Annotated in this window: 9 protein-coding genes; 5 read left to right on the top strand and 4 right to left on the bottom strand. The window is 33.7% G+C overall.

What is annotated here, in order from left to right; genetic code table 11:
- Window positions 1–107: 107 nt before the first annotated feature.
- A complete protein-coding gene (locus EKL99_RS01120; RefSeq protein WP_126459770.1) occupies window positions 108–1418 on the top strand; it encodes an MFS transporter in 1311 nt (436 codons plus the stop codon).
- 56 nt (window positions 1419–1474) lie between these two features.
- On the opposite strand, the gene EKL99_RS01115 is transcribed toward EKL99_RS01120, so the two are convergent.
- Window positions 1475–2839, bottom strand: coding sequence for a PAS domain-containing sensor histidine kinase (locus EKL99_RS01115; protein ID WP_370453895.1), 1365 nt, complete (start codon window positions 2837–2839; stop codon window positions 1475–1477).
- Window positions 2811–4160: a sigma-54 dependent transcriptional regulator gene (locus EKL99_RS01110; RefSeq protein ID WP_126576233.1), complete on the bottom strand. Its 1350-nt coding sequence runs from the start codon at window positions 4158–4160 to the stop codon at window positions 2811–2813. The genes EKL99_RS01115 and EKL99_RS01110 overlap by 29 nt, the downstream gene beginning before the upstream one ends.
- Window positions 4161–4300: 140 nt before the next feature.
- On the opposite strand from EKL99_RS01110, the gene EKL99_RS01105 reads away from it, so the two are divergent.
- The 4 genes from EKL99_RS01105 to EKL99_RS01090 are packed head-to-tail and all read left to right on the top strand — an operon-like array spanning window position 4301 to window position 10036.
- A complete protein-coding gene (locus tag EKL99_RS01105; protein WP_126576232.1) occupies window positions 4301–5539 on the top strand; it encodes an efflux RND transporter periplasmic adaptor subunit in 1239 nt (412 codons plus the stop codon).
- A 50-nt stretch (window positions 5540–5589) separates the two neighbouring features.
- A complete protein-coding gene (locus tag EKL99_RS01100) occupies window positions 5590–6294 on the top strand; it encodes an ABC transporter ATP-binding protein (RefSeq protein ID WP_126576231.1) in 705 nt (234 codons plus the stop codon).
- A 12-nt stretch (window positions 6295–6306) separates the two neighbouring features.
- The gene (locus tag EKL99_RS01095; protein WP_126576230.1) at window positions 6307–8736 is read left to right on the top strand and encodes an ABC transporter permease; all 2430 of its coding nucleotides are present in this window, start codon (window positions 6307–6309) and stop codon (window positions 8734–8736) included.
- Window positions 8729–10036, top strand: coding sequence for a TolC family protein (locus tag EKL99_RS01090; RefSeq protein WP_126576229.1), 1308 nt, complete (start codon window positions 8729–8731; stop codon window positions 10034–10036). The genes EKL99_RS01095 and EKL99_RS01090 overlap by 8 nt, the downstream gene beginning before the upstream one ends.
- 148 nt (window positions 10037–10184) lie before the next feature.
- Here EKL99_RS01090 and EKL99_RS01085 read toward each other — a convergent pair whose 3' ends face one another.
- Both EKL99_RS01085 and EKL99_RS01080 read right to left on the bottom strand, forming a co-directional pair.
- Window positions 10185–12443, bottom strand: coding sequence for an acyl-CoA dehydrogenase (locus EKL99_RS01085; protein ID WP_126576228.1), 2259 nt, complete (start codon window positions 12441–12443; stop codon window positions 10185–10187).
- Between the two features lie 212 nt (window positions 12444–12655).
- Complete coding sequence (locus EKL99_RS01080) at window positions 12656–13588, bottom strand: transglutaminase (RefSeq protein ID WP_126451587.1); 933 nt, start codon at window positions 13586–13588, stop codon at window positions 12656–12658.
- Between the last annotated feature and the right edge of the window lie 13 nt (window positions 13589–13601).

Below are 13601 nucleotides of genomic sequence, written 5' to 3'. Positions count from 1 at the left end.
ATCCTAACGGCGTGCTTATGATAACGGATTATTAATGTACGATTTCATCCCGTTTTGTCTAATGTTAAACAAAAAATAAATAAATTCGTAGCATAAATAAATGAAATATGAAAGGATTACAAAAAGGAGATAAAAAGCTTATTAACGCTTGGGCTTTTTATGATTGGGCTAACTCCGTTTATAGTTTAGTAATTTCGACAGCTGTTTTTCCCATTTATTATGAAACGGTAACAAGCGGAAACAATGGGATTGTTCATTTTTTTGGAACAGAATTCATTAATTCAACTTTGCTATCTTACTCTTTATCATTCTCATTTTTGGTAGTTGCTCTCTTATCACCAATATTGTCTGGAATTGCTGATTATACGGGTAACAAAAAACGATTTATGCAGTTTTTTTGTTACTTGGGTTCGTTATCAGTCATGAGTTTATTCTTTTTTAAGGGACAGGACACATTGTGGATTGGAATTTTAGGTACCATTTTAGCCAGTGTTGGCTTTTGGGGAAGTATTGTTTTTTATAATTCTTATTTGCCAGAAATTGCTTTTCCAGAACAACATGATCGAGTAAGTGCAAAAGGATTTATGTATGGTTATTTTGGTTCTGTAATTTTATTGGCGTTTAATTTGACGATGGTTATGATGCCTCAATGGTATGGGATAACAGATTCTTCTTTACCGGCGAGGATTTCGTTTTTATCTGTTGGTATTTGGTGGATTGGTTTTGCCCAAGTAACTTTTTATTATTTGCCTAATAATGTATTTCATAAAAAACCCGAAAAAGATTATATTTTTAAAGGATTAATAGCGCTTAAAGTTGTTTCAAAAAGTATAAAGAAACTAACAAAATTAAAACAATTCTTAACCGCTTTTTTTCTTTACAGCATAGGGGTACAAACAATGATATTATTGGCTGGTATTTTCTTTAAAAAAGAACTAGGAATTAGTACGAGTAAATTGATTATTATAATTTTATTAATAAATGTAATTGCTATTTTCGGCGCTTATTTATTTTCAAGAATATCAGAGAAAATTGGAAATATAAAAACACTAAAACTTACTGTAGCAATTTGGGCGTTTATTTGGTTTACGGTCTACTTCTTAGATGCTAAAAGTACATATATTGATATCCAAATTTATGCGCTTGGAGGAATGATAGGAATGGTTTTAGGGGCTATTCAATCCTTATCACGTTCAACCTATTCCAAGTTATTGCCTGAAACGGAAGATCATGCTACCTATTTTAGTTTTTTTGATGTTACTGAAAAAATTGCCATAGTGCTTGGTACATTTATTTTTGGTTTTGTAGCTTCAATTACAAACTCGATTAGGAATTCAATTTTTATATTGGCGATTTTCTTTGTATTGGGTTATATTGCTCTTAGTTTTATGAGTAAAAATGAAGACGGAAAAGATTAGTATATAATTATTATAACTAATTTTTCTCTCCTTCAGGATTAATCCAAAACAGAAATTTAATTATCAACCAGACAAATTACAAAAGCTGTTTCTTCACCTTCATTTTGATATGCCAGATACCCTCCGTGCGCTTCGACTATACTTTTAGATAAAGTCAAACCTATTCCGGCTCCTTCGTTACGAGTGGTAAAAAAAGGTAAGAATATTTTGCTTTCTATTTCTTTTTCAATGCCTTTTCCGTTATCGGTAATCTTAATAAAAATTCGCTTTTCTTTAACTTCTGCCGAAATAATAATCCGCTTTTTTTCTGTATCTGCCAGGGCGTAAATACAATTCGTCAAAAGATTAATCAATACATGTTCCATTTGTTGCATGTCAACATTTAGCCTGTGGTCGAAAGCAATCGTGTTTATGACTTCTATTTGTTCTTTTTTGAAAATTGGATCCATAATTTGGAAACTGTTTTCAACCATTTTCAACAATTCTGTTTTTTCTTTTTTGGGAGAAGGCAGCATGGCCAGTTTGCGGTAACTTTCAACAAATTGCTGTAGATGGTCGCTCCGCCTTAACATCGTGGCAACACTACTTTTCATATCGTCCAAGTCTTCCGTTGAAATGGTTTCCTGCTGAACTAAATCCTGTAGATTCTGAGAAAGTGACCGAATGGGAGTAATCGAATTCAACAATTCATGAGAAATAACTTTCATCAGATTGACCCAAGCCTCTTTTTCTTTTTTCTCGATTACATTTTGAATCGAATCCAGCAAAACGATAAAATAATCCTGATTGTAAATTTCACTCCTCGAAGTCTGCAGTACAAATGTTTGTCTGTCTTGTTGATTCACACGGATCTCTAATGACGTTTTAATTTCCTGAAAATCTTGCTCCTCAATAACTTTACACAAAGAAGGCAACTGATTTTTCAAGTATTTCCATTTAGAAACTTTTGGAACGTTAAAATGTTTGGAAAAATAATCATTCATCAAAAATATATTCCAATCGGTTTCCTGTTTTTGCAGGATAATAATTCCAGTTTCAATATTGTTCAAAATTGAACGGTAAATAATGTCTTTTGAAACTTCTTCGTTTTGTTTGTTTTTTAGATTTTCATACAATTTGAATACGTTGGAATAATTTTTATACGATTTATGCTTTGAAAAATCGGAGGTGAAATCATTTTGCAAAATAGAAGTAATCGTTCTGTCGAAAAGTAAAAAGGCCTGCTTCACATAAAAATACATTTCAACGAGCAGTATAAAAATGATAAGGACACCAAATACGGCCGTGAAAACCAATCCTTTTTGAAAAAGAAAGAAGGAAATTCCGGTAGTCAAAAGAATAAGTAGCAATCTTATAAAAAGGAGATGGTATATTTTCCAGGATGTAAACATATTAGTTGGTGCTGATGTTATATTTTTCAATTCTTCGGTATAAAGCACCTCTTGACAATCCCAATTCCTCCGCCGTTTTACTGATATTGTTATTGTTTTTCAATAGCATCTTTTCGACGGCTGCTTTTTCGATAGCCGACAGCTGAATATCGTCTGGATTATCCTCGTAAGTTGTTATTTGTTCTAAATCTAAGTCGGAAACGGTAATATGATTGTTCTCGCAAAGAATCACGGCGCGTTCTATTCTGTTTTCCAATTCTCTGATGTTTCCGTTCCAAGCATGTTTTTCGATTTGTTCCAATGATTTTTCATCAAAAGCGATTTCATCTCGTCCGTACTTAGCCATCATTTTTTGCAAGAGATAGTGAGCCAAAGGGATTTTATCTTCGTTGCGTTCCCGTAATGGAGGCAAAACAATTTTCATAGTGTTAATGCGATAATATAAATCCTCTCTGAAATTTTTGTCTGCGACTTCTTGCTTCAAATTCAAGTTGGTGGCGGTAATAATGCGAACATTCAAAGGTCTGGCTTTGGATTCGCCCAATCGGGTTATTGTTTTGGTTTGGATAACCTGCAAGAGTTTAGCCTGCAGATGCAGTGGTACATTTCCAATTTCATCTAAAAAAATAGTTCCATTTTCAGCCAATTCAAAACGTCCCGGAGTATCTGTTTTGGCATCGGTAAAAGCCCCTTTAGCATAACCGAATAATTCGCTTTCGAAAATATTGGAATTCAAAGAACCCAAATCAACAGGAATAAAAGCATTATTTTTTCTTTCGGACTGCAGATAGATGTGATGTGCCAAAACAAATTTACCGGTACCATTTTCTCCGAGAATTAAAACATTGGCTTCTGTTATTGCGACTTTATCAGCCAGTAAATAAGCCTTTTTTATAGCCTCTGAATTACCAATAAAGAAATCGTCAGTAGTGGCAACATCAATTAGTTTCTTTTGTTCTTTGCGTGATTTACTAACAGCTTGTCTAACAAGATTAAGCAATTTTTCGTTGTCCCAAGGCTTTAAAATATAATCAAAAGCCCCTGATTTTAATCCTTCAACAGCTGTTTCTACTTTACCAAAAGCGGTCATTAAAATAACAATGGTTTTTGGCGAAAGCGTTTTTATTTCCTTTAACAGATACAAACCTTCTCTTCCGTCCTCGAAACCTATTCTGTAATTCATGTCGAGTAAAACCACATCAATGGTGCTTTTTGACAATAATTCTACCACATTTTTTGGATTAGTGAGTGTATAAATGTTCTCAAAATGTTTTTTAAGCAGCATCTTAGCAGCAAAAAGGATGTCTTCCTGATCGTCAATCACTAAAATGCTTGCGTTTGTCTTTTTCATTAACTGTTCGTTTTTGGACAAAAAGTGTTCAATACTGAACACGTGAAATTTGTATTAAAAGTAAAATATTTAAAAATGAGGCGATTGCAAGGTTTAAATTTTTGGCACGAAATTGCTTTATACACCTGAAAATAAAAACAATGGACACCATCCTTCCTCGTAAAAATAATAAAAATAAGTATCTATTCATCGCATTGCCGCTTTTTTTGGTTTTTGGTTTTTTGGTTTATTCTTCAGTGACTAAAAAAAGGAGCCTGAATGTCAAAAGAGCAGAAATTACTATTAAAACAGTCGAAAATAATTTCTTTGAAGATTTTATCGTGTTTCAGGCAAAAGTAACGCCATTGAATTCTATTTTGATTAATATTACCGAAGGTGGCGCTGTTCAGGAAATTTATGTTGAAAATGGGGCGATGGTTAAAAAAGGACAAGCTTTGGCCCGACTTTACAATCCCAACACCGAGTTGAATTATATGCAACAAGAAACTGCCATTATCGAACAAATCAATAATTTGAACAAATCAAAACTCGATTTAAGAAACCAGGAGTTGAATTTGGCCAAAGATTTAATTGCAATAGAGCACGATTATTTGGATTCTAAAAATTTATACGATTTAAATAAGAAATTATTTGAGCAAGAAATCCTTTCTATAAATGAATGGGAAAAAACAGTAGAAAATTTACGTTTCCAGAAAGAAAGAATGAAAATCATTAAGGAAAGTGTTACCAAAGAGAAACGGGCGAATCAAATCCAAATTGGACAACTGAATCAATCTATCGCCTTCATGGATAAAAGTTTGGGGATTTTGAGAACAAACAAGCAGCATTTTTTAATCTCAGCCCCGCTTTCAGGAAGACTTTCTTCTTTTGAACCGATCCTGGGGAAAACATACATTCAGGGACTAAGTATTGGGACAATTGATGTAATGAAAGGCTATAAATTGCTTGCCGATGTGGATGAGTTTTATTTGAACAAAATCACTGATGGCCAAAAAGGAACAGTCGATTTTAATGGAAAACCAATCCGTGTTCAGATTACGAAAGTCATTCCCGAAATAAAAAGTGGACGATTTGTGGTCGAATTGAATTTCACCTCCTCAGAAAGTTTGAATTTACAACAGGGATTGAGTTTTGGGGTTAAATTAAATTTGTCAGAAAAAACAAAAACAGTAGTGCTTTCCAAAGGAAGTTTTTATGAAGAAACCAATGGAAAATGGATTTTTGTTGTCAACGGCAGCAAAGGAGAACGAAGAGCAATCAAACTTGGGAAAGAAAATCCATTATATTATGAAGTTCTTGGCGGATTGAAAGCTGGCGAAAAAGTAATCACGTCATCGTACAAAGATTATAAACGGGCGGAAATATTAAATTTAGAATAAGAAATAGTAGGAAACATAAAAATAGCATCAATCAAAAAACGAACAATAGTATGATTCAAATTAAAAATCTTTCAAGAGTATTTAGAACCGAGGAATTAGAAACGAAAGCATTAAGTGAAGTTTCTATAACCATAAATCAAGGTGATTTTGTGTCCATCATGGGGCCTTCGGGAAGCGGAAAATCCACTTTATTAAATATTGTTGGATTGCTCGACAGCGCTTCCAGTGGAAGTTATCAATTGTTAAATCAGGAAATGATTGGATTGAAAGAAAAAGGAAAATCGAAAGCCAGAAAAGAAAATATTGGTTTTATTTTTCAGAATTTCAATTTGATAGACGAATTATCGGTTTATGATAATATCGAATTGCCATTGATTTATAACAAAGTTCCTTCTTCTGAAAGAAAGAAAAAAGTAGAAGCAATTGCCGATAAATTAGGGATTTCACACCGATTAAAACATTATCCACAACAGCTTTCCGGAGGACAACAACAACGTGTGGCCGTGGCAAGAGCTTTAATTAACGATCCGAAAATCATCCTTGCCGATGAACCTACAGGAAATCTAGACAGCAAAAATGGAAATGAAGTTATGGAATTGCTCACTGATCTACATTCCAACGGAGCAACGATCCTGATGGTTACACATTCTGAGTACGATGCGTCTTTTTCCCAAAAAACAATTTTGATGAAAGATGGAATGATACTTTCAGAAAAAACAAATAGTCGTAATGTTGATGTGTTAATCAACCAATAAATTCTATCAATCATGCTAAAAAATTGGATAAATATATTTTTATACCATCTCAAAAAAAACAAGCTTTTTTCGGCTTTGAATGTTTTCGGCTTAGCGATTGGAATTGCAGGATTGATTTTTGCATTGCTTTATTGGAATGATGAACAAAGTTATAACGCTTGGAATCCAGAAAAAGATAATGTATTTCAGGTATTGATTGAAATGCCTGATGGAACCGTATCTGCAAATCAACCTCCGATATTAAAATCTTTGTTAGAAAAAGATCCTGAAATTGAAACTATCATATATATGAAAGGGGATTATGTAAATGACCGAATTTTCTATAACGGAAAGAGTGAAGAAATCAACAAAATCATCAATGTTCAAAGTAATTTCTTTTCGTTTTTTCCTTTTAAAATTATTAAAGGAGACGCTATTTCAGCATTGAAAGATGAAACGAGTATTGCCATTTCGGAAGATGTTGCGAAAAGAGTTTTTGGTAACGAAAACCCTATCGGTAAACAACTAAAAGTTTTTTACGGAATGTTTGTTGTTCGCGCAGTTTATCGTATTCCTGGAAATTCGTCCATTGTTCCAGAGATATTGATTGACAGGATAGGAAGGAATTTAGATTCAAATAATATCCAACGAGATATTTTTAATTTTAAAGTCTTTCTAAAACTAAAAGCCTATTCTAACGCAGAGGATATCAAAAAGAAGATTGAACAAATATATTATAATGAATTAACGCTAAACAATGCGAAAGAACAAGGAATTACACCTGATGATGTAATTAAAAGAGATGGCCGTATTAAAATTATTTTGGAACCGCTCTCAACCGCCAGATTGCACTCCGTTGTTGATGGCTATCCAGAGGGGAGAGGTAACTATCAGTTTCTACTTATAATGGTTGGTTTATCTGTTTTAATTCTCATTTTATCCATTGTCAATTATGTCAATATGGCTACGGCCAATGCCATAAAGCGAGCCAAAGAAGTGGGTGTGCGTAAAGTAGTTGGTGCATCAAGAGGCAATATTATTAGTCAATTCATTTTTGAAACAATCCTTATCAGTTCGTTTTCTATTTTATTGGCATTGGTAATTGTAGAGTTAGGGTTGCCTTATTACAATGAATTTTTGGAAAAAGAACTAATAATAAACGGCAATGAATTTTATTTGCAATTACTTGCAATTTTTATGATTACCATTTTGGTTGCAGGGATATTTCCAGCGGTTTATATTTCCAATTTTGAAACCTTAAAAGTATTGAAAGGGAATTTCGGAAGAAGTAAAAGTGGCGTTTGGTTGCGCAACGGTATGCTGGTTTTACAATTTTCTATTGCGACATTTTTTATTATTGGATCTCATATTGTCTATCAGCAAGTCAACTATTTAAGCAATAAAGATCTTGGATTTAAGGGAGATCAAGTAATGTCTATAACTTTTACTCCCCCTGCTTCAGACTATTATCAGGAAGCGCCTTTATTGCAAAATATATTCAATAGATATACTACTATTAAACGGGAATTATCTAAGATAAAAGGAGTTGAACAGGCTTCGACAGGTATTGTTAAGTTTGGTGATGGCGCAATGTCTTCAAACGTTGCATATAAAGAGGTAAATTTTCAAGGACAAAATATGGCTGTTGATTTTGGTATGCTTGACATGATGAAAATTAAAGTGATAAAAGGCAGAGGTCTTGACGAAAAATTTGCTAGTGACACAATTAATTCAGTTATCATAAATGAAACAGCTCTCAAAATGATAAAGGAGAAAAATCCGTTGGGAAAAGAAATTGAATTGCTTGGAAAAAAATTAAAAATAGTTGGAGTCGTAAAAGATTTCAATCTATTTAGTCCAGAAGACCAAGTTCCGCCAATGACAATTTTTCATGCTACTTCCTTCAATATGTCTTACTCTGCCATTCGTCGAGTGTATGTAAAACTAAAAGCTGATGATATGGAAAATAGCATAGCCGATATCGAGAAATTATGGACTTCTAAAGTCAATACTGAATACCCATTCAAATATGATTTTGTTGATAAGGAGTACGCCAGAACCTATGAAACCTATGTAAAACAAAAGAATCTTTTTTCATTGTTAAATATTGTGGTAATTGGTATTGCGCTTTTCGGGCTGTTTGCTTTGGCTTCTTATTCGATACAAAGTCGGATGAAAGAAATTGCTATCCGAAAAACTTTGGGTGCAGAAACCAATACTTTGCTTAAAGAATTATCAAAACAGTATATTTTATATTGCGCAATCGGGTTTTTAATCGCTTTGTTTCCAGTGTATTATTTGTTGAACAAATGGCTCGAAAATTTTGCCTTTAGAATTGAAATGACCTTATTTCCATTCCTTTTTGGTTTTATAATACTATTGGTTTTAACGTTAATCATTGTTTTGTCAAGAGCCTATCAAGCAACAAAAATAGATGTTTTGAAATATTTAAAATATGAATAAAAAAACAGTGATAACACTTTTATTTCTAATTTTTAGTGCTTTTGCCAGCGGTCAAGAAAATTCTTGGTCGCTAACAAAATGCATGGAAACGGGTTTGCAGAATACTATCGAAATAAAAATTAGGCAGCTAGAAATAAAAAGAACAGAGCGATCACAAAATTCGGTTTTAAATCGAATGTTGCCAACTATCAATTTAAATGGACAACAAGGGTACATTTTAGGTTCCACGATTGACCCAGCCACTAATGCAAGGGTAAGTTCTAATTTTCAAAGTGATAATTTTTATCTCAATGCCAGAACGAATCTGATTGATTTCGGCGCATTTGCGAATGCTCAAAAAGATAAAATCAATATCGAACAAGCCAAAGCCGAAAAAGAAGTTTTAGAAAACGAATATAAACTGCAGCTTTTGGAAAGCTATTATCAGGCACTTTATACTCAGGAATTATCTAAAATTCAAAATGAACAACTGAAACAAGCTGTCTTTAACTTAGACAGAGTAACTAAAGAAGTAGCAATTGGTAGCAAACCTCAAAGCGATTTGTATGATATGCAATTGAGCTTTTCGGAGGAAGAAAACCGAAATTTGGAAACCGAACAATTGTATGCTATTAAAAAAATGCAATTGTTCCAACTCATGAATGTTAGCGATACGAGCCTTTATGATGCAATTGTATTGGTGTCTTATTTTAACGAAAGAGCCACCGAAGATTTTGATCAACAAATATTTAATCCTAAAATAAAGCTTGCGGAACTCCAATACGAAAACAGTTTGAAATCAATTACCGAAGAACGCGCGCTCAATTTACCGGTGTTATCAGCCTATTATGGGTTCTCCTCTTTTTATTATAAAACATTGAATCAGATAAATTCAAACACGGATGCTTTTTTCACTCAATTAGAAGCGAATAAAAGTCAGCATATAGCAATGCAATTGACAATTCCAATTTTCAACGGATTTAGAAATAATAAAAAAATTAGTGCTTCAAAAATAGAAAGTGAAAAGACAAATCTGGTTATCGAACAGACAAAACAAGTCTTGCGCAATCAAATTGAATTAGAAAATCAAAACAAAAGAAATTATAAGGAGTTTCAAGATAAATTGAACCAAAAACAGTCTTATGCGAAGGCATCTCTGGCCACTACCCAAGCCAAATTTGAAAGTGGAAAAGTGGAAGCTATTTTATATTCATCAGTAAAAAATCAATTTATTTCTGCAGAATATGAAGTGCTAAAAAACAACCTTCGGCTGCAATATGTAGACCTGAAGATTAATTTGTTGAAAAATAATAGTTTGTAAATTATAAGATGTAATTAAATTGCAATGCTAACTTATTTAAATCCGGTAAAAAACGGTTTGTAAGTTCAGTATGAACCACAAAAAAACTCCATTAGAAATAATGGAGTTTTTTAAGTTTAAAGAAAATTACTTTTAAGAGTTTGAATCCTTAGAATGCAATTGGTGCTGCAAGGCAACTATCCGGAATGTCAAATGCTTTTACTAATGAGACAGCATCCGGCCTTATTTCCCAGCAAAGCTGATTGACCATCTTGCGTATGGCTTTTGTTTTTATCCCCTCCATGTAGCCATCTTCAAGATACCAGCCTTTATTTTTCTCCATTTGTGAAAGCGCATACAACTGGCATAATTTTGTCACTATTTCCTTGTTTTTCTGATCTTCAATAGCTTGTACGGCTTTTTGAAACTGCTCCAGAACAATTCGCTCCAGATATGCCTGAGCCACATCAATCATGTGGTGCTGCACCACATTAAAGGCATCATAAGGTTCAAGTCCGCCATCAATCAGTTTTTTTAATCGTTTTGCTGCCGATGCCAATATCGTTTTTTCCCTATATTGAAAGGCATCCAGATGAAAGGCATCCTCTAATAAATGATCCTCATCTGTTTTTCGGGTTATAATAGGATTTTTTTTAGCAATAGCAGTTTTAGCAGTCTCAAAAACGTAATTTATTATACCCATAGCATCCATTTCTCCAAATGTCTTGCGGAATTCCGACAACCTGTTTTTAGCAACTAATTGCATTAATACCGTATTATCCCCTTCAAAGGTTGTGTAGATTTCGGTATCATTTTTCAAGGCATCGATCCTGTTTTCTGATAGGTATCCTTTGCCACCGCAGGCTTCACGGCATTCCTGCAAAACAGCAGTAGTACTCCAGGTTGAATACGCTTTCATTCCGGCAGCCAAGGCTTCAATTTCTGGCATTTCAGTTTCTGTTCGTTCTAGGTATCTATTTGTCACGTATTGCAACGCAAAATGAATGGCATACGTTTTTGCCAGCAAAGGCAGTAGCCTGCGTTGGTGTATTCTGTAATTTAAGATTGGAACTTCTGAACCGCCTTCGGGTCCAAATTGCCTGCGTGAGTCGCTATACTGTATTGCTATTGTTAATCCGGATTTGGCTGCCGCCAAAGCAGATCTCGGAATCCCAATTCGGCCGCCAACTAAAGTGCCTAACATCGTAAAAAAACGGCGATTGTCACTTGGAATTGGACTTTCAAATTTTCCTTCATCATTTACCGAAGCAAATCGATCCAACATGTTTTCTTTTGGAATAACGACATTTTCAAAACGAATGGTACCGTTATCAACGCCATTAAGTCCCATTTTATGTCCGCAATCACTAATAGTAATGCCTTTCAGGATTGTACTATTAGTATCCCGTATTGGAACAATAAAGGCATTTACGCCGTAATCCATTTCATCAATAATCAATTTAGCAAATACCGTAGCCATTTGACCGTGTACTGCCGCATTGCCAATGTATTCTTTCTGCGCCTTTTCATGTGGTGTATGAATGATAAACGTTTGGTTGTCGTGGTTATATGTAGCAGTTGTTTCTAATCCTTTTACATTTGAACCATGATTGGTTTCGGTCATGGCAAAACAGCCGGGCAACTGGAACGAACCAATATCTTTTAAGTATTTACTGTAATGTTTTTCGGTACCTAGTGATTGTATGCTCATTCCCCATAGCCCGAATTGCACTCCAAATTTAATAACCAGGCTTAAATCATGGTAGCTTAATGTTTCCATTATAGCAAAATAATCGGCACTATTTTCACCGCCGCCGTATTTTTTAGGATACGCCATATTTCCCAGATTTTCTTTTGCAAGAATTGTGCACCAATCGTACACTTTTTCACGATAAACCGCTATATCAGTCGAAGTTTCATAGGCAAAATCCGGTCGACTGATGACCGTTTTTACTTTTTTAATAATAGCAGCCTGTTTGCCATCCAGAATCTGAGTTAGTTTTTCTATGTCGAATGTGTTGCTCGTATGATAATTTGAAGTAACGGTTTTTGCCGTTTTTTTTAAATTTGAAACGGCTTCTTCACTTAAAATTCCCAAATCGTTTTCCAGTTTCATAAAATCAGTCGCAAGATCTTTGATAACAGAATTTTTTTCTGCAAGTACCATTGAAACATCAAATATAGATTTCAGCAAAGGATTCTGATCAATAGCAGTATCTATTTCAAATTTCCACTCCGCAAGTTCTATTCTTGAAGGAGGTGCTGAAACCGTTACTTTTGAAAGTAGATATTCCTGCTCTTTTCTGGAAATCCATTTTTGTGAGCGTATGAAATCTTGCAAAGTAACAATCTCTTTTTGAGTTAAAAGATCGTCTGACCAAGCAAGGTAAAAAAAAGGAATAAAGGCTTTGAGTTTTGAATTTTCCATAACACACTTTAATTAAAATAATATTTTCAGTTGGGTTAAGATAGAAAAAATTAATGAATAAAATGACGTAACAACGGGATACTTCTGTATTTAGAGCGGAAAATAACTCTCAAAAAGTATCAAAAAAATTAGAAAATACTGCAATTGGTCTTTCTTTAAGATTCATTAATTTTTATCAAATGAGAAGTATTAGTACTAAAAAAAGATTTTAATTAATTCAAGGTCAAAGCTCCTAAAATTTCTTCTGATAAAAAAGGACCTCCGGGATATCTGGCCGTATAATCTAAATTCATCCAGATTTGGCCGCGTTCATCAACATGATAAAAGAGTTTTTTTTCTTTGCTTTCATTTACAAAAAGGATATTTTTAATTAGAAAATTTACTTTTTCTAAATCAGTAACAGAACCAATCAAAATTTCCGGATAAATGTGCCCTTTGGTATGAATCAATCGCGGTGTACCGCCAATAGCTTTGATACTGGCTGCCATTAATATCGAATGGTCATCGCAATCACCCGAAAAATAAAGTAAGGACTCCGTGGCTGTTGCTATATAATCCCCGCCTTTTGGATCGCTGACGTAGTTCCACCGATTGTTAATTTCTTTGAAAACTGCAAAACACTGGATAATAGTCCTGTAATCGGAATACCCTTTTATATCTTTAAAATGTTTTGACGTTGCCATAATTGCAAAATTTCTAATTTTAGGATTTTGATATTCTATCGCATTAATAATCTTAGATTTACTAGGGAAAGGAAGTAGCTTAGCGATGATAATATCTTGCGGATATGGATTGTCTGACATGGTATACATGATAGAATTGTAATCTTCAAAAACGCTGTTAAACCCATAATTCCCTATAGTAGAACCATAAATTAAAATTAAAAAATAAAGGATAATACAAAAAAGAATAATCGTTCTCATGAACCGCAAGAGCACTTGAATAACGACTATCATTACTATAAACAGAACGACTCTATCAATATTAAGAGGCCAATTTGGGTTGATTAAATTCTGATGTAAGATGATAAAAACCGGAATGGCAATCAATATGTTCAGGACAAAAATAATAACGTCATCCCAAGGTTTTGCAACCTGAAATTTTTGTTTAATTCCTTGAAAATTGATTTTTTTTATTTTTATCATGGTAGCATAAAAA

The organism is Flavobacterium sp. ZB4P23, from assembly GCF_003970375.1.
Taxonomy (GTDB): domain Bacteria; phylum Bacteroidota; class Bacteroidia; order Flavobacteriales; family Flavobacteriaceae; genus Flavobacterium.
This window is presented reverse-complemented; position numbering and strand designations above follow the sequence as displayed.